This is a genomic window from Myxococcus faecalis, assembly GCF_050039385.1.
Taxonomy (GTDB): Bacteria; Myxococcota; Myxococcia; order Myxococcales; family Myxococcaceae; genus Myxococcus; species Myxococcus fulvus.
In genome coordinates this window covers 4,437,356-4,457,739 of the sequence record NZ_CP144336.1, presented here as the reverse complement: position 1 = coordinate 4,457,739, position 20,384 = coordinate 4,437,356, and the positions used below count along the sequence as shown (strand labels likewise).

At 70.3% G+C, this 20,384-nt stretch carries 18 protein-coding genes; 6 read left to right on the top strand and 12 right to left on the bottom strand.

Annotated elements, in window-relative coordinates; all coding sequences use genetic code 11:
- Nucleotides 1–16: 16 nt before the first annotated feature.
- The 3 genes from VZQ01_RS17805 to VZQ01_RS17795 all read right to left on the bottom strand — a co-directional run bounded on the left by VZQ01_RS17805 (nt 17) and on the right by VZQ01_RS17795 (nt 2,764).
- Nucleotides 17–664 carry a LuxR C-terminal-related transcriptional regulator gene (locus VZQ01_RS17805; RefSeq protein WP_426748448.1) on the bottom strand — a complete coding sequence of 216 codons (648 nt, stop codon included), beginning with the start codon at nt 662–664 and terminating at the stop codon, nt 17–19.
- Nucleotides 665–834: 170 nt separating this feature from the next.
- On the bottom strand, nt 835–1,410 hold the full coding sequence (locus VZQ01_RS17800) for an imm11 family protein (RefSeq protein ID WP_267698448.1): 576 nt from the start codon (nt 1,408–1,410) through the stop codon (nt 835–837).
- A gap of 19 nt (nt 1,411–1,429) precedes the next feature.
- Complete coding sequence (locus VZQ01_RS17795; protein ID WP_426748447.1) at nt 1,430–2,764, bottom strand: AHH domain-containing protein; 1,335 nt, start codon at nt 2,762–2,764, stop codon at nt 1,430–1,432.
- 130 nt (nt 2,765–2,894) lie between these two features.
- Between VZQ01_RS17795 and VZQ01_RS17790 the strand changes: the two genes are divergently transcribed.
- Nucleotides 2,895–4,082: a S41 family peptidase gene (locus VZQ01_RS17790; RefSeq protein WP_426748446.1), complete on the top strand. Its 1,188-nt coding sequence runs from the start codon at nt 2,895–2,897 to the stop codon at nt 4,080–4,082.
- Between the two features lie 10 nt (nt 4,083–4,092).
- On the opposite strand, the gene VZQ01_RS17785 is transcribed toward VZQ01_RS17790, so the two are convergent.
- Nucleotides 4,093–4,461 (bottom strand): hypothetical protein, encoded by a 369-nt coding sequence (locus VZQ01_RS17785; protein ID WP_141328413.1) that lies wholly within the window; start codon nt 4,459–4,461, stop codon nt 4,093–4,095.
- 35 nt (nt 4,462–4,496) lie between these two features.
- Nucleotides 4,497–5,573, bottom strand: coding sequence for a dipeptide epimerase (locus VZQ01_RS17780; RefSeq protein ID WP_426748445.1), 1,077 nt, complete (start codon nt 5,571–5,573; stop codon nt 4,497–4,499).
- A gap of 246 nt (nt 5,574–5,819) precedes the next feature.
- On the opposite strand from VZQ01_RS17780, the gene VZQ01_RS17775 reads away from it, so the two are divergent.
- The gene (locus VZQ01_RS17775) at nt 5,820–7,844 is read left to right on the top strand and encodes an ATP-binding protein (protein ID WP_223751469.1); all 2,025 of its coding nucleotides are present in this window, start codon (nt 5,820–5,822) and stop codon (nt 7,842–7,844) included.
- On the opposite strand, the gene VZQ01_RS17770 is transcribed toward VZQ01_RS17775, so the two are convergent.
- From VZQ01_RS17770 to VZQ01_RS17760, 3 genes are all read right to left on the bottom strand, one after another.
- On the bottom strand, nt 7,845–8,534 hold the full coding sequence (locus VZQ01_RS17770) for a suppressor of fused domain protein (RefSeq protein ID WP_408888391.1): 690 nt from the start codon (nt 8,532–8,534) through the stop codon (nt 7,845–7,847).
- A gap of 231 nt (nt 8,535–8,765) precedes the next feature.
- Entirely contained in the window at nt 8,766–9,947 is a 1,182-nt protein-coding gene (locus VZQ01_RS17765; RefSeq protein ID WP_426748444.1) for a GNAT family N-acetyltransferase, read from the bottom strand.
- A 150-nt stretch (nt 9,948–10,097) separates the two neighbouring features.
- Complete coding sequence (locus VZQ01_RS17760; protein WP_426748443.1) at nt 10,098–10,892, bottom strand: acyl-CoA desaturase; 795 nt, start codon at nt 10,890–10,892, stop codon at nt 10,098–10,100.
- Between the two features lie 223 nt (nt 10,893–11,115).
- Between VZQ01_RS17760 and bioA the strand changes: the two genes are divergently transcribed.
- On the top strand, nt 11,116–12,447 hold the full coding sequence (gene bioA / locus VZQ01_RS17755) for an adenosylmethionine--8-amino-7-oxononanoate transaminase (RefSeq protein WP_426748442.1): 1,332 nt from the start codon (nt 11,116–11,118) through the stop codon (nt 12,445–12,447).
- Between the two features lie 104 nt (nt 12,448–12,551).
- On the opposite strand, the gene VZQ01_RS17750 is transcribed toward bioA, so the two are convergent.
- Nucleotides 12,552–13,601, bottom strand: a complete 1,050-nt coding sequence (locus VZQ01_RS17750; protein WP_223751464.1) for an AI-2E family transporter — start codon at nt 13,599–13,601, stop codon at nt 12,552–12,554.
- A gap of 245 nt (nt 13,602–13,846) precedes the next feature.
- Complete coding sequence (locus VZQ01_RS17745) at nt 13,847–14,371, bottom strand: phage tail protein (RefSeq protein ID WP_223751463.1); 525 nt, start codon at nt 14,369–14,371, stop codon at nt 13,847–13,849.
- A 355-nt stretch (nt 14,372–14,726) separates the two neighbouring features.
- Between VZQ01_RS17745 and VZQ01_RS17740 the strand changes: the two genes are divergently transcribed.
- On the top strand, nt 14,727–16,616 hold the full coding sequence (locus VZQ01_RS17740) for a DUF7151 family protein (protein ID WP_426748441.1): 1,890 nt from the start codon (nt 14,727–14,729) through the stop codon (nt 16,614–16,616).
- A 586-nt stretch (nt 16,617–17,202) separates the two neighbouring features.
- Here VZQ01_RS17740 and VZQ01_RS17735 read toward each other — a convergent pair.
- Nucleotides 17,203–17,715, bottom strand: coding sequence for a GNAT family N-acetyltransferase (locus VZQ01_RS17735; protein ID WP_223782188.1), 513 nt, complete (start codon nt 17,713–17,715; stop codon nt 17,203–17,205).
- A 165-nt stretch (nt 17,716–17,880) separates the two neighbouring features.
- On the opposite strand from VZQ01_RS17735, the gene VZQ01_RS17730 reads away from it, so the two are divergent.
- Both VZQ01_RS17730 and VZQ01_RS17725 read left to right on the top strand, forming a co-directional pair.
- On the top strand, nt 17,881–18,405 hold the full coding sequence (locus VZQ01_RS17730) for a hypothetical protein (protein WP_141329688.1): 525 nt from the start codon (nt 17,881–17,883) through the stop codon (nt 18,403–18,405).
- Nucleotides 18,406–18,890: 485 nt separating this feature from the next.
- Nucleotides 18,891–19,640 carry a DUF1338 domain-containing protein gene (locus VZQ01_RS17725; RefSeq protein ID WP_046710520.1) on the top strand — a complete coding sequence of 250 codons (750 nt, stop codon included), beginning with the start codon at nt 18,891–18,893 and terminating at the stop codon, nt 19,638–19,640.
- 6 nt (nt 19,641–19,646) lie between these two features.
- Here the strand turns inward: VZQ01_RS17725 and VZQ01_RS17720 are convergent, their stop codons facing one another.
- The gene (locus VZQ01_RS17720; protein WP_267698440.1) at nt 19,647–20,207 is read right to left on the bottom strand and encodes a sugar O-acetyltransferase; all 561 of its coding nucleotides are present in this window, start codon (nt 20,205–20,207) and stop codon (nt 19,647–19,649) included.
- Nucleotides 20,208–20,384 lie beyond the last annotated feature (177 nt).

Below are 20,384 nucleotides of genomic sequence, written 5' to 3'. Positions count from 1 at the left end.
CGACGAGGCGATTGGCTCACAGCGTGACGAGGCCCATGCGCGCGGCGCGGACGACGGCCTCGGTGCGTCGCTGGACACCCAGCTTGGCGAGCACCGCGTTCACGTGGAACTTGGCTGTGTGCTCGCTGATGCCGAGTCGGTCCGCGATGGCCTTGTTCGACAGGCCCTCCGCCAGCAACGCGAGCACCTCGCGCTCCCTCGGCGTGAGGGCATCAGGTCCCTGAGCGCTCGTGGTCACGGAGGCTGTGGTCCTCGTGCTGGCCCGCAGCTCCGAGAGCCCTGGGTCGAACACCGCGAGCCCCCGTGCCACCGCGTACAGCGCCGCTGTGAGCGGGCCTGGGCTCACGTCGCGAAACAACAACCCTTTGGCTCCCGCGCCGAGTGCCAGCTCGCCCGCTGCTTCGTCCGCGACCAGCGCGAGTACCGGCGCGCCCAGGTCTGGCGCGTCCAATCGCGCCTCTGTCTCGGCGAGGCGCAGACCGGTGTCCCAGAGGACCACGTCAGGCGCTTCGCCCCGCGTGGTCTCCAGCTCCACCTGCGTGCCCGAGGCCAACAGTTGCAGCTCGCTCCCCTGGTCCCCGAGCACTCGTGAGAGCGCACCTCGAGCGAGCGGGTCCTCCGCGACCAACGCGAGACGCAAGGGTGAGAGGGATGCATCCAGCACGGAACCTCTTCCATAACGGGGTGCTCCACGCGCCGCCCGCGTTGGCGCCGTGAGTGCTCACGGCTGAACGCGAAGGCGGTGGATTCACCGAGCCGGAAGAGGGCACGAACAGGGGGATTCACGGAGCCGGGGCAGTCTCACCTGGGGACGCCTGGAGTTTGTGTGTCGGCTCAGACTTCCTCGAACTTCGCCCCCGTGATTTTCGCGCGCTCCAGGGCAACCTTGATGTCCTCGGAGATGACGAGGGCGATCTCCCATCCCCAGGTGCGAAAGACCTTCGCGTTGCCCACCTTCGTGCGGTCGATTCGCATCCCGTAGATGCCTTTGTACTGGCCGAGCTTCTCCGGCACATCATCCTCGGGCTGGTAGTACGTCGCCTCTTCCGAGGCCTCGTCATCGATGCAGCGGATCAGCTTCGTGGCGACGAGCAGGACATGCTGTTCCGGGCGACCTTCGACATCGACGGGTATCAACTGCACATCATCGGGCGCCAGTTCGGCGAAGATGTTGGCCACCCGGACGTGGACAACAGGAGCGCCACCGGCGCCGGCCGTACAGTAGTCCAACCACCTTCCGGGCTCCTCGATAGGAAACTTCAGTCGGCCTGCAAGCTGGATGGACCGCCCGCGGGTGAACTGCCAGATGGCTTCGACCTCGCTGCCTGTCTCATCCAGCGGGTCTCCAAGGAACCAGTTCCCACCCTGAACGTCTTCTCTGAGCCTGAAGTATCGGGACGGATTCGGCATGGTGGACTTCCTAGAGTCCTCACTGGGGGCGAGTCAAAAGCCTGTGGATTCTGGTTCCTGGGGTCTGCGCTTCTCTAGCGAGAATACGGAGCGTATCCGTCAGAGCCTTCCGGCAGTCTTCTACCTTGCGGCACTCCCCCAAGGCTTGCTCCAGTCGATCATGGACGTACTCGTGATACTTCCGCGGATGTGGCCCCTTGTGGCCTACGACCTCGACAACGTTCTCGGGGTCCTTCAGCTTCATCCCGGCTCCTGCGAATAGCTTCCTGAATCTTGGCGTCCAGGGCCCGCCGCGCGCGGTGGAGACGTCGTTCTTGTTCGTGGCGATGTGATGACGCTCGCTGCGCCCTCTCCGGCTCGCCATGGCCACGGCGTTCGGCGCGAGCGCGATGGTGAACCCCTCCGCCGTCAAGGAGACCGCGCTCACGCTGCCCACGGCCGTGTACTGGAAGCCCACTTGGGACTCAACGGCCAGGGCCGCCTGGGCGGAACCCGGCAACCCCACTGACTTCGCCGCGAGCCCCGCCGTGTTCCCGATGGCCACCGTGGCCAGCATCACGAAGACGCGCGCCGCGTTCTCCCCGAGCACCTCTCCGTACGCCTCGCCCGCCGCGTGGAGTTGCTCGACGCTCGTTGCCCGGTCCACCTGGCGCATCAGGGTCAACCACCCGTCCAGCATGCTCCACACCGTGTCCACGCCCAGGTAGGCGATGAGACATGCTGTCAGGGTCGCCGCCACGCCTTTGCTCACCGGTTCGGGCAGCGACCACAAGAGCAGGTACATCGTCGCGGAGGCGGTGATGCCAGCGACGACGGCCTGGGGGTCCGTCATGTCCTCCAGGGCTTCGGCCGTCTCCTCCAACACCGAGTCCATGGCGATGGCCAGGGCCCAGGTGTACTTGCCGTCGCTGGCCAGCAGCGGGCCCTCGTCCAGCAGCCGCAAGCAGTCCCCAGGTCGGTCCTTCCGTTCACACCACTGGCCGTAGGCGCGCGTCAGTGCCTCGTCCGCGTAGTCCTCCAGCAGCCGGGGACCCTCCGCATCCCCTCGACTTTGAGGGATGAGTCGCGCTGAACCACGCTCATACCCATACACTCCGCTCCGGGATGGAACGCCGAAGCGCTCCCGCGCGGCCTGCATGGGGTTGCGAGAGAGAGGAACATCTCGCGCCAGCTCCGTGAGGGCCTCCTCGAATTCGTCGTCTCCGAGTTCAGCCGCACTCACTTCCGCATCAGGCTCCTCGTGAGGGGTGACGAGGAAGGTGTCCTCCCCGGTCTCCAGCCGCACGACGCGACCCGTCGCGCACCCCGTAACGGCCATCGACAGGAGCAGCAACACCACCCAACGAAGCGTCATGGTAGTCCCTGGCAAGAGGCCCGCGGTGAGGCGGGCACACCCAGGCAGTACCAGACGACGCTGACAGACGACCCAGGGGCGTCCCAGGAATGACGCGCCTGATACTGTCCACCAGGAGGAGCCCGCGGCCATGTCGAAGCGTCTCTATCCCCGCATCCTGCTGGCCGCCGCCCTGCTTGCCACGAGCGCCCACGCCGCGAGTCCGTTCCTCAAGCCCGGTGACGAAGTCGTCGACCACGTCCGCTCGCGCTTCTACGACGCGAAGCGCGGCGAGGCCTGGGCCACGAAGCACCAGGGCTACGGCGCCGCGGCCACGAGCGCGGACGACTTCGCCCGGCGCACCCAGGCCGCACTCTCCGAACTCAACGCCTCGCACACCGCCTTCTACCCGCGTGGCACCACCGGCCACGCCGACCTCTCCGCCATCTTCCAGCGCTACCTCAAGCTCCCCAAGGTCGAGGTCCCCAGCATCGGCGCCGACATCCAGGAGACCCCACAAGGCTTCTTCGCCCGCCACGTCTTCGCCCACGGCCCCGCCGCCAAGGCCGGCCTGCTGCGCGGAGACCGCCTCCTCTCCGTCGAAGGCAAACCCTTCACCTCCGTCGCCTCACTCACCCAACGCGTCAACAAGCCCACGCGCTTCACCATCGAGCGCACCCTCGGCGCCGAGCCCACCGTCCTCACCATCACCCCGCGCCTCGTGAACCCCAAGGCCGAGTGGCTCGACGCCCAGCACGCCAGCACCCGCGTCGTCGACCACCAGGGCCGCCGCGTCGCCTACCAGCAGCTCTACTCGTGCGCCGGCCCCGAGCATCAACAGAAGCTCCAGGACGCCCTCTCCGACGACTTCGCCCAGGCGGACGCTGTCGTCATCGACTTCCGCGACGGCTGGGGCGGCTGCAGTCCCACCTTCCTCAACCTCTTCGACCGCGCCGTCCCTCGCTTCGTCGGCATCGGCCGAGACGGCCGCCGCAACCCGTGGTCCGCCACCTGGCGCAAGCCCGCCGTCCTCCTCGTCAACGGCAACTCCCGCAGCGGGAAGGAAGTCGTCGCCTTCACCATGAAGCGACTCGGGCTCGCCACCCTCGTGGGCCAGCACACCGCGGGCGCCGTGCTCGCCGGCACCCCACTGCGCCTGTCCACCGGTGACCTGCTCTACCTCGCCGTCGAGGCCGTCGAAGTCGAGGGCGTCCTGCTCGAGGGCGTCGGCGTCCCCGTGGACGTCGAGGTCCCCGACACTCTGCCCTACGCCTCCGGCAAGGACCCGCAGCTCGACAAGGCCCTCGACGTCGCCGCCACGGCAGCGCCGTCACCCTGATGCAACAGTCTCAGTGTCTCCACGTGCCATACAGGTACGCGAGCCCCGCGGCCAATGCCAGCAACATGCCCAACAGGCTCCACGTCACGATGGAGCACCCCGGTGACGCCTGGGAGATGACCGGCAGCTTCTGCGTCTTCAGCTCGTCCACCAGCTGCGACAGCTGCCCCGTGTCATAGGCCACCGGCTCGCCCGTGCTCAGCTTGCGCCCGAGCTCCACCAGCTCCCGCTCCGAGAAGAACCGCTCCGACAACCACAGGCTGCGCGCCTGGAGCATCCGGTCCGTGCCGCCGCGCGCCGGGTCCAGACCGCACCCGTCGCAGACGTCGAACGCGCCCTCCTTCGTTTCGCCGCAACCCACACAGACGGCCAGACCCATGCGCCCATCCTAACGCGCGCGCGCCACCTCTTGGGTCAGCTCAATGTGACACCGTGCCCCATCGCCCCTTCATCCAGGTGCAACCGCGAGCCCTCGTACCGAATCCCGCTCCGGAACGGATGCCGCGCGATGAACAACGGCGTGTCCAGATCCGCGTACGTGAAGCCCCCCAGCCCCGCCGCCAGGTGCGCCGACGCGCTCATCGCCAGCACGCTCTCCACCATCCCTCCCACCATCAACTCCAACCCCGCCGCCCGCGCCAGGCTCCACATCGTCAGCGCCTCCACCACCCCGCACTTCATCGTCTTGATGTTGATGCCGTGCGCCGCCCCCTCGCGGATGAGCCGCAGCACGTCCTTCGCCGAGCGCGCCGACTCGTCCGCGCACACCCGCACCTTCGAGCGCCTCGCCACCTCCGCCATCCCCGCCACGTCGGACGCCGGCACCGGCTGCTCCAGCAACGCCAGCGGCACCCCCGCCCGCTCCAACTCCTTCACGAACGCGAGCGCCTCCGCCACGTCGTAACCCCCGTTCGCATCCGCGAACAGCCGCGCCCGCGGCGCCACCTCGTGGATGGCCACCATCCGCGCCGCGTCCTGGTCCGGAGAGAGCGCGCCGACCTTCACCTTCAACGTGGTGATGCCGCGCTTCAGGATGGACCGCGCCGACTCGGCCGCGTGCGTGACGTCCCCCACCGTCACCGTCATGTCGATGTCCAGCACCGTGCACGCCCCACCCAGCATCACGTACAGCGGCACGCGGTGATGCCGCGCCAACGCGTCCAGCACCGCCATCTCCACACCCGCCCGCCCCGCCGGCGCCAGCGCCATTGCGTCCCCGAGCCACTCCGACAGCGGTCGCCACGCGCGCACGTCCCGACCCATGAGTCCCGCACGCACCCCCTCCAGCGCCGCGAGCGTGCTCGCCTGCGTCTCCCCACTCACCGCGGGGAACGGCGCCGCCTCGCCCAACCCCACCGTGCCGTCCGCGAGCGTCAGCTTCACCAACACGTTCTCGGCCGCGTGCTGCGCTCCCGTGGCGATGCCGAACGGCTCCGTCAGCGGCAGGTCCAACGGCTCGAACTGGACGGCGGTGATGAGGGTGGGCGTCATGTCCGGAAAGGCATCCTGGTCCGCTCCCTGGATAGAAGGGGACACGCGAGAGGTCGGCTCATCGTATTCAACCCGGTGCTCCGAGGTGTCAGGGAGGCGGATGTGGGTCTCACAGCCTCGGCTTGTGCCTGCGAGCCTTTCATGGCGACATGCGGGGACTCCGGACGTTTCCAGGAATTGCGGCCCTGCTGAAGGGTTCCGGAGATTTGGCCTCCGGGTGGCGCGGATGCCCGGAGTGAGCGGGGCATGTCGGCGAAGGACACGAGACAGACAGTCCCGGCCCTGGGCGCGGACACGCTCTTGGAGGCGCTGGAAGAGGCGGAGCGCCATGACTCGGAAGGGTGCATGGTGCTGAGCGCCGTGCGCGACGCGTCCGGCGCCATCGTCGACTTCGAGTGGCTGTGGGCCAACCCCGCCGCCTCACGCGCGCTCGGGCACGGCACCGATTCGCTGCGCGGCAAGCGATTGGGCGACGTCTCGCCGGTGGCGGGCCTCGGCGGTCGGCTCGCCATCCTCAAGCAGGTGGTGGAGTCAGGGCGACCCGCCGCGGACAGCTTCCCGGAAGGTGATGCGTGGCTGCTCGGCACCGCGGTGCCGCTGCGCGACGGTGTGCTGTTGCGCCTGCGCGACGTCACCAGCGCGCTGCGGATGGAGGAGGGCCTTCGCGACACGCTGGACTGGGTGCGCGACGTGCTGGAGAGCACCCCCGAGGCGTTCTTCACCGTGGACGCCGAGTGGCGCATCACCTACGTGAACCGCCAGGCCGCTGAAATCACCGGGCGCACGCAGGAGCAGGTCTTCCGCAAGATTCTGTGGCAGGCGTGCCCGGAGCTGGTGGGCACGCTGTTCGAGCGTGAGCTGCGGCGCGTGGCGGCCGAGGGCTCGTCCACCATCTTCGAGGTGCGCACCTCGCCGGAGCGCTGGCACGAGGTGCACGCGTGGTGCTCGGGGCAGAACGTCTCCGTCTTCTCGCGAGACATCACCGGCAAGAAGCGCGCGGAGGCGGAGCGGGACGCGCTCCTGACGCGTGAGCACTCGGGGCGCCTGGAGGCCGAGGCCCTGGTGCGCGAGCGCACGCAGGAACTGGTGGCCGCGCGCGAGCGACTGGTGCAGTCGGAGAAGCTGGCCATGGCGGGCCAGCTCGCCGAGGGCGTGGGGCACGAAATCAACAACCCGCTCTCCTACGTCAGCGGCAACCTCCAGTTCGCGCTGGAGCAGATGGAGACGGTGCTGCAGGGCCAGGTGCAGGGCGGTCCGCTGGCCGAGGCGCTGGATGCGCTGCGCGAGGCCCGCGAGGGCGCCGAGCGCATCCGCGTCATCGTGCGTGATTTGCAGACGTTCGCCCGCGCGGACGAGCCGCACCTGTCCCCGGTGGACGTGCACGCGGCGCTGGAGTTCGGGCTGGCCATGGCGATGCCGCACCTGCGCTACCGGGCGGAGGTGGTGCGGAGGTACTCGCAGGTGCCCACGGTGATGGCGCACGAGGCGCGGCTGGGGCAGGTGTTCCTGCACCTGCTGGTCAACGCCGCGCACGCGATTCCCGAGGGCGACTTCACCCGGCACCGCGTCACGCTGTCCACGTGGCTGGAGGGCCCGTGGGTGGTGGTGGAGGTGGCGGACACGGGCCACGGCATGACGCCCGAGGTCGCCGAGCGCGTCTTCGAGCCGTTCTTCACCACGCGCGCGGTGGGCGAGGGCAGCGGGCTGGGCTTGTCCACCAGCCTGGGCATGGTGCGCAGCATGCGCGGCGAGCTGAGCGTGGACACCACGCCCGGCGCGGGGAGCATGTTCCGCGTGCGCCTGCCGGTGACGGCGGTGGTGGCGGACGCGGTGGCCCAGGGCGCGCCCAGGGACGTGCCGGAGCGCAAGCGGGTGCTGGTGGTGGACGACGAGCCTCAGCTCGCGTCGCTCCTGCGGCGGCTGTTGGGACGACACCACGAGGTGGTGGTGACGCACAGCGGCCGCGAGGCGCTGGCGCTGCTCGAGCGCGACGCGGACTTCGACCGCGTCTTCTGTGACTTGATGATGGCGGACCTGACGGGGATGGACCTGCACGCGGAGCTGACGGCGCGGGGGCCGGAGCTGCTGTCGCGCTTCGTCTTCATGACGGGCGGCGCCTTCACGGAGCGGGCGCGGGCGTTCCTCCAGTCGGTGCCGCTGCCGCGAATCGAGAAGCCGTTCGACCCGGGGACGCTCAGGGCGCTGGTGGAGGGCGCGCCCCCGCGCGACAGGGCCCTGGAGCCGCTGCCGCGCGTGGCGCGAAGAGGGTGACTACAGCTTCACTTCGTCGCGCTCGGGCCGGGTGATGTAGCCCGAGCCCGCGGCGACCAGCTTCTCCATCAGCTTGTCCATGCCGTTGGAGCGCGCGAAGGCCATCTCGTTCTTGGTGACGCCGACGAGCGTGAGCAGCTGCACCTTGCCGCTCTCCAGGGCGAAGTGGTCGGGGCGCGACGGGTCCCGGACGAAGACGAAGCCGCTGAGCTTGGAGTCTCCGCCGTCCAGCGTGCCCTCGACGGGGTAGCGGTGGTTGAGCGCGAACGCGCGCATGCACACGAGGTTGTAGGCCATCATGTCCAGCAGCCGGAACACGGGCCACTTGGCCTCCTCCGGCGTGTGGATGACCATCTCGTAGCCGATGCCGCTGGGGGCGTCGGGGGCGATCTCCTCACCGGGGGCGATGGTGAAGGGGTTGGACAGGCCACTGGTGACGTAGGTCCAGTAGGGGTAGTCGGGGCTGGGCTTGGCCACTCGCACGCCCATGGGGCCCCAGTTGGGGTCCGGTTCACCTTCTACCTGCGCGATTTCGCTCTCCATCCAGGCCTGGATGGCGTCCGTCTGGTCGAGCGTGAAGACGCCTTCGTCGATGGCGCCGAACAGCTTGGGGTACTCGACTTCATCGCGGTCCGCCCAGCAGTCCTCGTACCACTGGATGAAGTCTTCGTCCTTCTCCGGGGCTTTCATGACGCGTCTACTCTAGAGGGTCACCCCGGTTTCTCAACTTCCCCGTGAGGGGCCGGGCGCGCGCCTGGCTGGTGGGAGACAGCGGGCGGCCCCCCGGAGGGGGCCCGGGAGGGGCTCGTCCTCGGGGCAAGGCCTCGGCGCGGGCCCAGCGGGGGGCCTGGAGGTGCCTGAACGGCGGCTCGGCACCCTTGGAGCCCCGCGAATCCGGCGGAAAGTCTCAGCCGACGAGGGTCAGGTGCCGCTGGCCTGCTTCAGGGGCCAGGGCTTGAGGCCGCAGATCTGCTCGGCCTCCTCCACCGCCATGTTGAGCCGCGCCCGCTCGCGCCGCACGTAGTCGCGCACCGCGCCGTCCAGCCTGCGGTCGAAGATGACGTGCGCGCTGTGCACCGCCGTGGGCTCGAAGCCTCGTGACACCTTGTGCTCACCGCCCGCGCCCGGCTCGAACACCTTGCGCCCCGCTCGGATGCAGTCGTCCACCGAGTGGTACAGGCACACGTGGAAGTGCAGGAACGGGTGCTCCTCCGTGCTGCCCCAATAGCGGCCATAGAGCCGCTCCTTCGTCGCCAGGTTGAATGCCCCCGCGATGACCCGTCCCTCGCGCACCGCCTCCACCATCTCCACCTGGTCCGGCATCGCCTTGAACACCCGTGAGAAGAACCCCGGCGTGAGCTGTATCTGCCCCCACGCGTGCCGCTCGCACGTGGCCGTGTAGAACTCGTACGCGCGCTTCGCGTGCGCCGGGGTCAACTCCGTGGTCCGCACCGTGCGCAGCAGGATTCCCTGCGTGGCCGCCGCCGCCCGCTCGCGCTTGAGCTGGTTCCTCCGCTTGGAGTCGAACCGCGAGAGATAGTCGTCGTACCCGCCGTACCCCGGGTTCTTCCAATGGAACTGGAGCGTCACCCGGCGCGCCAGCCCCTGCTCCTCCAGGAAGTCCGCCTCGTCGTCCGTCGGGTAGAGGAAGTGCACCGACGAGCAGCCCGCCTCCTCGGCGCTCTCCACCGCCGCGGTGAGCAGCGCCTTGCGCATCGCGGGCACGTCCTCTCCCGAGGCCACCAGCAGGCGCGGCACCGTGGCGGGGGACAGCGGCCCGCCGACGACGAGCTTCGGGTAGTACTCCACGCCGAGCCGGGCCGCCGCGTCCGCCCACCCGAAGTCGTAGATGTACTCGCCCATGCTGTGGAACTTGCGATACGCGGGCGCCGCGGCCACCAGCGTCTCGCCCCGCCACAGCGTCAGGTGATGCGGCGCCCACCCGGTCTCCTCGGTGGCGCTGCCGCTCTCCTCCATCGCCGCCAGCCACGCGTGCTTGATGAAGGGCGGTGCGTCCAGGCCGGTCAGCGCGTCCCAGTCAGCGGCCGGGACGTCTGTCACTGCGTCGAGGATACGGAGGCGGAGCGGGGTCTCTGTAGGCACGGGGAGCAGTTCTAACGCGTGCCCCGCGTCCGCGCCGCCCACCCGCCCGCTCGCCCGGTCTCCGGTGGAGGTAACGGCCAAAAAACGACTCGCGCCGGGGGGACGGTCATCCCCTCGGCGCGACGTGTCCTTCGAAGTCTGGAAGAGGCCTCAGGCCGCCCGGGCGGCGCCTGCCTCACGCGCCGTCTCGCGGGGCTCCGGCCACACCGCGCGCTGGGGCGTGGCGATGCGGATGACGCCCAGCTTCGCCAGCACGCGCATCACCTGCCACGTGGGGTCCACCTCGAACCTGCGCGCCGCGAAGTTCGGGCTGCTGCCGTACTTGTGGTGGTTGTTCTGGAACAGCTCACCCATGCACAGCACCTCCACCGGCAGCGTGTTGCGCGACTTGTCGCTGCTGTCGAAGTTCCGGTAGCCGTACTTGTGGCCGCACCAGTTCACGATGGCCCCGTGCACCGGCCCCATCAGGAAGTGCACCGGCAACAGCAGGAACTGCCAGGGCGACGTGGCGAACAGCACGTAGAACGAGGAATAGAACGCCACCCAGCCCAGCGTCGCCACCCACGAGTTGCGCAGCGTGTCGTCCACCAGCGGCCACTCGGGATAGCCCCCGAGGAAGCGCTTCTCCGTCTCACCCTTGCCCGACGCGAAGTCGTCGTAGCGCGTCTTCGTGTGCAGCATCATCCGGAACACGTCCGTGAAGAAGTGCGGCGAGTGCGGGTCCTTCTCCGTGTCCGAGAAGGCGTGGTGCTCGCGGTGAAGAATCGCGTAGGCCTTGGGCGACAGGTACGACGAGCCCTGCACCAGATAGGTGAGCAGGTGCATCACCCGCTCCGTGCGCGGACCCATGGTGTACATGCGGTGCGCGGCGTACCGGTGCTGGAAGAAGCTCTGGAAGAACACGCAGAGCAGCCAGTGCGAGACGAAGAAGATGAGGACGGCCATGGCGCTTTTCCCGGTTCGGTGTCCAGGAGAGCCAACACCGCCCATGTCATGGCCACGTCATCCCGGGCCGGAAGATGCCTCCCGTGGACCCTCGGATGGCCCCCGGCTTCAGGCCCCCATCAGTCCAACGTGTGGCCCGCCGCGTTGACGCGCGGCGCAAGGGGCCCGGTTTCCGGTACGGAGCGCTCCGCCTACACGTCACACGCAGGGAAGGGGAACACCCATGGAGCGGGCCGACATCGTCAAGCTGGACAAGCAGCACGTCTGGCACCCGTACACCGCCATGGAGGCGTACATCGCGGGGACGAACCCGCTGGTCATCGCGCGCTCGGAGGGGGCCTACCTCTTCGACGTCGACGGGCGGCGCTACCTGGACGCCAACGGCTCCTGGTGGGTGTCCACCCTGGGCCACCGTCACCCTCGGCTGGTGCGCACCCTCGTCGAGCAGGCGGGCCGGCTGCCCCATGTCTCGCTCGCCGGAATCACGCACGAGCCCGCCGCCGCGCTCGCCGCCGAGTTGGTCGCCATCGCCCCGGGCGCACAGCGCGCGGACCTCCCCTCGGGGGAGCGCCTGTCGCGCGTCTTCTACTCGGACAACGGGAGCACCGCGGTGGAGGTGGCCATCAAGATGGCCGCGCAGTACTGGGCGCAGAACGGGCAGCCCGAGCGCACGCGCTTCATCACGCTGACGGGCGCGTTCCACGGCGAGACGCTGGGCTCCACCAGTGTGGGCGGCGTGCGCGAGTTCCGCGACATCTTCGGCCCGCTGCTGTTCGACGTGGTGCACGTGCCGTCGCCGGCGGAGGAGGGCGGCTGGGAGCGCGCCTTCGCCCAGGTGCAGGCCGCGCTGCGCGAGCACCCGGAGGACATCGCGGGTGTCATCGTTGAGCCCGTCATCCAGGGCGCCTCCGGCATGCAGATGTACTCGCCGGACTTCCTGCGCGCGGTGCGCGAGGCCACCCGCCGGGTGGACACGTTCCTCATCGCGGACGAGGTCTTCACCGGCCTGGGGCGCACGGGCGCGCGCTTCGCGGTGGACCTGGCGGGCGTGGTGCCCGATTTGCTCTGCCTCGCGAAGGCGCTGTCGGGCGGGCTGATGCCCTTCGCGGTGACGCTCGCGTCGGAGCGCATCTTCTCGGGCTTCCTCGGCGCGTCGTCGCGGGCGCTGTATTACGGGCACTCGTACTGCGGCAACCCGCTGGGCGCGGCCATCGCGCGCGAGGTGCTCGCGGTGTACCGGGACGAGGACGTGCTGGGGCAGGTGGCGCGCAAGGCGCCGAAGGTGAAGGCCGCGTTCGAGCGGATGGCCGCGACGATTCCGGGCCTGGTGCGCCCGCGCGCCGTGGGCATGGTGGGCGCGGTGGACCTGGGCGGCGGTGGTTATCTCGCCAGCGGTGGATGGCGTGTGTACGAGGCCGCGCGCAAGCGGGGGCTGTACCTGCGCCCGCTCGGCGACACCGTGTACATCGCCCCCGCGCTGAACATCCCGGACACAGCGCTCGACGAGCTGCTGGGCGGCATGGAGGAGTCGCTGCGCGAGGTGGCGGGCGGCTGAGGCGCTCGCCGCTTCGGGTCTCACCGGGACGCGTGTCGCTCGCGGCCGTGCCTGCGGAGGTCCGCCGCGTGGAGCGGCCACCGTCTCGCGTCAGCCTGGGTGACTCAGGTCAGCACGGAGGGCGGTGGTGGAGACTCGGGCCTGGCGATGCGGCGCTCCTGCCGGAAGAGGAGGATCTCCCGGAAGATGATCTGCACCGTGGCCGCGACGGGCACCGCCACCACCGCGCCGACGATGCCGCCCAGCTCCGCGCAGAAGAGCACCGCGAGCAGGATGAGCAGCGGGTTGACGTGCACCGTGCGGCGGAAGACGAGCGGCGCCAGCACGTTGCCCTCGAGCTGTCCGTACAGCACGAAGTACGCGAGCACGCCCAGCGCCATCCACATGCCGCCCGTGGCCCACGTCAGCAGGGTGATGAAGCCGCCGGCCACCACGGGGCCCGCGTAGGGCACCATGCTGGAGAAGCCGCTCATGATGCCCAGCGGCAGGAAGTACGGCACGCCCATGGCCGCGAGCACCGCGGAGGTGAGCAGCGCGTTGAACGTGCAGATGAGCGTGAGCCCCGTCAGGTAGCCGCCCGTGGCCCGATACACGTTGCGCATCACGCGCACGTAGCGGAGCCGGTGCTCGGGCTTGGGCAGGTCGAGCAGCCGCTTGAGCAGGCCGCCGCCGAAGACGAGCATGAACACGACCAGGAAGAAGACGCTCAGCGCGCCGCCGACGAGCCCCACCATGCTGCCCAGCGCGTACATGAGCAGCGAGGGCAAGGTCCCCGTCGCCAGCTCCGGCGTCGCGTCCTCGAGCGGGCGAATCCAGCCCAGGTTGTGGAGCCGCTGGTTCAGCCCTCGGAACGGGCGCGAGTCGCGCACCTCCTGCCAGAGCTGCGGCCACTGCACCACGAGCGCGTCCACCTGCGCCGCCGTCGCCGGAATCACCAGCAGCGCCAGCGTCGCCAGCACCGTCAGGGCGCCGGCCAGCATCAACGCGATGGCCAGCGCGCGCGGCACCCGCCAGCGCTCCAGCCGCGACACGCCGTGCTCCAGCGCGAGCGCTATCAGCGCCGCGATGCCCGTCAACGTGAGCGCCACGCGCGTGCGCACCACGAGCACCACGAGCGCCACCACCGCCAGCACCGCGAAACACACGGTGAACACCGTCTTCGGTGTCACCTGAGAGCGCTGTCTGGCTCCATCCTGCTCCGCCACCGTACCCCCGGGCCCCGGCTCACCGTTCACCGTGTCGCGGTAAGCACGATGGGGCCGGAGCGCCAGTGCCCGCATGCCCGGAGCGGCCCGGCTGTGGAGTGGGCTCCAGCCCGACGCCCGGCCATCACGAGGCCTGTCCACGGGTCGACAGCTGGCGCGTTAGGGGAACGCGCCTGGCCGTGACGCGGGAGGCGTCAGTTGCGCGAGGGGAAGATGCCTTCCAGCGCGATGATGAAGTTGAGGCAGAGGAACGGCGACATGTTGTTGTGGGGCTGGCTGCCGCCCGCGATGCCGATGGCCGCCGGGTTCATGGTCCCGTCGATGGGCGCCGCGCGGTAGTTGAAGATGGTGCCGTTGTTGTCCGCCGCGAGCACCGTGCCCACCGGCGTCTCCGTGTCACCCTGCTGCGAGCTGACGTTGAGGCTGTGGGTGTGCTGCGGCATCTGGTTCGAAATCAGCGTCACCGTCTCGCTGCCGCCCTGCTCGCCGAGCGTCCGCGGCGACAGCCCCGGCCCCTGGCCCGGCTGCATCGGATAGCGACCGCGCAGGTCCGGCAGCGCGAACGTCGTCTGCCCGTTGCCGCCATACGTCGTGCCCAGAATCGAGAACAGCGCGGTGTTCTGCGCGATGGCGAGGATCTGCCCCTGGCAGAAGGCCCAACCGCGCGGCGCGAAGTTGCCCGCGAACATGCGGATCTCACCAATGTATGGCTCGGACATGGGTACACCTTTCGTGTGTGTGTTTCACGCGCCAATGAGTACGCGTCACACACACCAGAGCAAAGCATCGGCCAGCCCTTCCTCCTGGGTCGGGAACGAATCAGGGCCGTGTGTCGGTCCCTGCTTCACGAGGAGGGGCGCCCACGAAGGGATTTCCCGTCCGCGTGCGTCATGCGTTCCGGTGTGACGGCGCCGCGTCCCGAGGGAACGCGAACGGGCGTTCCGTGGCGGGCGGGATTCGAATCACAAGCACGCCCGCCCTGGTGGGTCGGCGGCGAACGGCTCGATAATCCATCCTGGCTCGTGACTTGCTCTGGCTCGCGCGCCGAGGTTCGACAAGAGGGGAGACGCATCAATGGCTCAGATGAAATGGCAAGGCGCCGCGACCTGGTCGCGGTGGCTGACGGCTCTACCCGTGGTGGCGCTGCTGTCGTTGACCGGCTGTGACGAAGGTCAGCAGGGGCCCCAGGGGCCGCAGGGACCGCAAGGACCCGCGGGGCCTGCCGGTGAGCAGGGACCCGCGGGGGCACAGGGTCCCGCGGGCGCGCAGGGGGACGTTGGACCGAAGGGTGACACGGGCGCTGTCGGCCCGGTGGGGCCGCAGGGGCCGCAGGGGCCAGAGGGCCCCGCGGGTGGTCCCGCCGGTCCTCAAGGGCCCGAGGGCAAGCGCTCCCTGGCCCGCACGTCCGTGGAGGACGCTGGCGCCAACTGCGCGACGGGCGGCGTGAGAATCGACACCGGCGTCGACGACGACAGCGATGGAACGCTGGACGAAGCCGAGGTGGATGCCACCAGCTACGTGTGCAACGGCCCCCAGGGTCCGCAGGGCGCGCGGGGTGAGACGGGCGCGCAGGGCCCCGTGGGTCCTCAAGGCGAGGTGGGTCCCCGGGGTGAGCAGGGGCCTCGCGGTGACACCGGCGCGGTGGGCCCGGTGGGCCCGCGAGGTGAGACGGGTCCCCAGGGCGAGCAGGGCCCGCGCGGCGAGCAGGGCCTGCGCGGCGAGCAGGGGCCGCAGGGCCTGCGCGGCGAGACGGGGCCGCAGGGCGCCGCGGGCATCCACTCGGTCGCGGCCACGGCCGCGGAGGCTGCTGGAGCCAACTGTGCGACGGGTGGCGTGCGGCTGCAGTTCGGCCAGGACGCCAACGGCAACGGCGTGCTGGACGCGGGCGAGGTCAACGCGGCGCTGACGCGCTACGTGTGCAACGGAGCCCAGGGGCCGCAGGGGGTGCCTGGCGCGACGGGCGCGACGGGTGCCACCGGCGCCACGGGCGCGCAGGGCCCCGTGGGAGCCACGGGCGCGACGGGTGCCACGGGCGCCACGGGGCCTCAGGGGCCGGCGGGCTCGACGGGGGTGTTCGGTGATGGCTCGGCCGGTGCGTACACCGTCTCGAACACGGTCGACCTGACCACGGTGAGCGGGTTCTCCACCCTCGCGGGCCGGCACCACATGCAGTTCACCACCGTGAACGTCTCCGGCACGCTCATCGTCCCGAGCGGCACCGTCATCCGGGCCACGGGCGACGTCACCATCAGCGGCACCATCATCGTCGACCCAGGCTCGTTGGACACCGGCCCGGGCGGGGCGGATTCGGGCCTGTCCCGCGCTCCGGCGGGTGAGCCCTCGGGTGGGCTCGGCGTCTCGCCCGTCCACGCGGCGCAGCTGTTGCGGCCCGGCAACAAGGGCGGCGGCTCGGGCGCGCGCACCGTGGCGGGTCCGTTCGGCGGCGGCGGTGGCTCGCTGGTCATCCTGTCCCAGGGCACCGTGCGCATCCAGGGCTCGGGCGTCATCAATGCCTCGGGCGCGTCGGGTGGCAATGTGCTCGAGAACACTCAAGGCGCCGGTGGGGGCGCGGGTGGTGTGGTGGTCATCCTCGGCAAGGCCGGCGTGACGGTGCAGGGCTTTGTCCGCGCGCAGGGCGGCAACGGTGTGAACGGCAACAACCTGGCCGGCGGTGGTGGCAAGGGCGGCGGCGGTGGTGGTGGCGGAGGCATCATCCAGGTCGTCTCCTCGGCGTCTCCGACCGTCACGGGCGGCCTCGTCGTCACCGGTGGCGCGCCCGGAACGACGGCGCTCCCGACCGGCGCCAGCCAGGTCATCCAAGCGGGCGGTGGCGGTGGTGCCATGGGCGGCGCGGGCGGCTCGGGTGGTGGCGGAAACCTCACGAACCCCATCGCGCCCGGCGCGGGCGCGGATGGCTACGTCATCCAGACCGTGGTGCCGAACCCGGAGAACCTCTTCCTCTGATTCGAGGGGAGTCGATTGCGGCCATCGTCGGTCCCTCCGGACCGGCGGTGGTGCGCGGCCTCCTCCCCCGAGGTCTCATCGAGGGTCGTGGGTCGCGGCCATCGTCGGTCCCTCCGGACCGGCGGTGGAGCACGGCATCCTCCGAGGTCTCCTCGGGGGGCGTGAGGACCTCGCGGCGGCGCGCGGAGCCACGCGGTTCATGCTGACGGTGAGGCGGCCCGAGCGGGCTTCGCCTCGGCAGGACTTCGCGGAAGCGACAGGACGCCCGGCCCTCGTGTGCGGGTGCCTCGTGTCGCCCGCGGAGGTTGCACCCCGGAAGGTCGGCCCACCTCCGGGCGGCGGTGCATCCCGGCGCGCGCCGCGCGGCTCCTCACGGAGCCCATGACGCGGCGTCGCGGTGGATGCGGTCTGAAGCCGGGCGGAACGACTCGCCTTCGTGTCGGAGGGGGCCGCGGTAATCACGCGGGCCACGAAGGCGAGGCGGTCCGTTGCCTCAAGGACACGGGCTGCCTCGCGCGCAATCGGCGCGAGGCCCGTTCGTCCTTCGAGGCATGGCGCGTTTCCCCCGAGACGGCCCTCCTGGCCCTCACCCCGCGCGCGGCGCGGGACTCCACTGCATGGCGACATACGGCGGCCCCGCGTCCGGGGGCTGTGAGGACGGCTCCTCCTGGAAGCCCAGCCGGGCGTACAGCTCGCGCGCGGGACTGTCGTGCAGCACGTGCAGCCGCACGGGCACCCGGGCCTCGGTGGCCGCGTCCAACAGCTCACGCAAGAGCCGTGTCCCCAGTCCACCGCCCTGGTGGGAGGGAAGCAGGGCGATCTCCACCAATCGCCACTCCCGCGCACCTCGGTCCACCAGCAGCCTGCCGGCGGGCTGACCCGCCACCAACACCACCCGGTCCTCGGCCGTCGGATGGCGCACGGCCCAGTCGCGCCCGCGCGCCAACCACTGCATGCGCAGGAACGCCTCGCGCTGCGCGGGTGTCCAACCCCACGTCGCCAGCTCGCCCGCACGCGTGCTGGCGTACAGGTCGAAGAGGAAGCCGTCGTCGGAGGGAGCGCGGGGACGCGAGGTGAGCGGCACGGTGCCGGGCAGCATGGACGCGCGGACACCCGGGCGTCCACCACCCGACACGCCGCCGGGCGCCCGCGTCCAACCGACGACGCGGATTGAAGCAACCCCCGGCCCCCCACGTCCGCGAGGCGAGGGGCCGGACGTCAGACCTGGATGAGAGCTTCGGTGCATTCCCGATAGGAGTACGCGATGAAGAAGACCCGAGACCCCGAGCTGAGCCGGGCCCTCCAGGAGGCCCGCGAGACAGAGGAGAAGTGGCGTGGACTCGCCGCCCGGCTCCTGGAGCTCGGGGACGACGCGATGGACGCGCAGCTGCTGGTGGCCTTTCGCGCCGCGCGCGAGGAGGGCGTCGTACCGCCGGACGCCGGCTTCTTCCTGGTGGCCCACATCCTCACCGCCATGGCGGACGAGGCGCTGACGGAGGTGCCGCGCGTCCAGCGGCTCGCGCTGGAGCTGGACCTGATGGAGCGCGAGTACGGCATGGAGGACGGCGTGTGGCACGACGCCGACGAGCCGCCCCCCGAGGACTGGGAGGCCCTGCTCGCCGAGTACGAGGGCGCCTGCGACGAGGCTCGCGCCGCCTTCTTCCGCGCCTACGGCGAGGAGGACATGGCCCGCCTCTACGTGGAGGACCGCGTCTCTTTCCACCGCCGCTTCGAGTCCGGCCGCCGCTTCTTCCACGGCCTGCCCATGTACCCCGAGCACCTCCACTGACCTGCTCCACGCCGCATGGAGCGGCGCGTCAACCCCGAGGGCAGGCCGCCATGTGCCTTCCGAGCGGCGAGAAATCGAGAGGGGACGAGGTCATCCGCGCCGCTCTCCTTCTCGGAAGGTGGTGCGCACGCGGGCTCGCTCGGGGGTTTTCGTTTCAATCCGGCGGTGCGGGCACAGCGGGGACGAAACTTTACGTTCACAATTGTGTCAATTAGTGGGGCTACAGGCTGGCGCAATGGGACTTTGATGCTCACTCTTGCGTCGCGCTGGCGTTTTCCAACGTCACACCCTATTTGGCCGCACGACTTCAAGTGGTGCGGAGCGGGCCGGTACGGAAGTCAATGCATACCAAGGACAAGGACACAGAGACTCGAAACTCCAAGGCGAGTCTCTAGCGCGCGGCGCGCGTCTCCGAACGAAATCCCCTCCAAGGGCTCGGGGCCGCGCGCCGCCGCACTTTTCCTGGCGGATTAGACTGCTCCGCCATGTCGACCTCACAGGCCACCCGACTGTTGGACCTCCTCTGGGAGCGTTATGCCTCGGAGGTGCCGTACGCGCGCACCTTCGTGCAGCTCTCCGGGGGCAGCTTCCGCAATGACCACGTCGCGCTGCGCTCGCTGGCCCGGCCCGGCGGAGGCATCGCGCTGTTCTCGCGTCCCTTCGAGCGGCTGGGCTGGAAGCCGGCGGGGGCGTACACGTTCCCCGACGCGCACCTGTCCGCCATCTACCTGTCGCACCCGGAGGGGCTGCCGCGCGTCTTCATCTCCGAGCTGAAGTCGGAGGAGCTGTCGCCGCGCGCCCGGGAGCTGCTCGCCACGCTGCCGGACGACCCGCCCCCGCCCGAGGACGTGGACGCGCTGGCGTCGTGGTTCTGCTCGCCGCCGCCGCCGTCGGAGGCCGCGCTGCTGGAGCTGGAGAAGGAGTCGCAGTACGGCGCCTGGCTGCTCGCCTTCGGCCGCAAGGTGAACCACTTCACCGGCTCCGTGGATGACGTGGAGGCGTGGCAGCACCGCATGCGGGAGGCGGGCGTGCCCATGAAGGCGGACATCGAGGGCGCGCCGGGCACGTCGCTCAGGCAGACGGCCACCCAGGCGGCCCCGCTGTCGGTGGCCCTGCGCGAGGGAGGCCGTCGCCCCTGGCCCTATGCGTACTTCGAGATTGCGCAGCGCGCGCCGGACTTCGACGGCTTCCTGGGGCCGCAGGCGCGCGCGCTGTTCGACATGACGAAGCGCTGAAGTCCGTCAGCGCAGCGCGCGGATGACGCGGGCGGGGTTGCCCGCGGCGAGGACATGGGGCGGCACGTCCTTCGTCACCACGCTGCCGGCGCCCAGCGTGACGCCCTCCCCGACGGTGACGCCGGGGAGGATGAGGGTGCCGCCGCCCACCCACGTCTTCGCGCCGATGGTGACGGGCTTGGACAGCTCCGGGCCCTTGATGCGCTCGTCCGCGTCGAGCGGGTGCGTGGCCGCGTAGATGTGCACGTTGGGGCCGAAGGACACGTCGTCTCCAATCGTCACCCGGTTGCAATCCAGGATGACGCACTGGAAGTTCATGTACACGCGCTTGCCCAGCTGGATGAAGGTGCCGTAGTCGCAGTGGAACGGCGGCTCCAGGTAGACGCCCTCGCCCACCTGTCCCAGCAGCTGTCCGAGCAGCTGCTTGCGCAGGTCCTCGTCCTCCATGAGCGTGTCGTTGTAGGCGCGCAAGAGCCGCCGCGCCCGGGAGCGCGCCGCCGTGAGCTGCGCGTCCCAGCCGTTGTACAGCTCGCCGGCCAGCATCTTCTCCATCTCGGTCCGTGCCATGGCCGGCAGTGTCCACGCCCGCGCGGGCGCGACGCGGAAGATGTCCGGTGCTTCGTTGGCGGATGGACGTGAGGGATTGTGCTCGCACGCCCAAATTTCCGAGGTCCAACGAATGCGGCGTGGGCTGGGAATGGGCGCGAAGCGCCGTCCCACTCATGTAGTCTGGTGGCCTCTTCC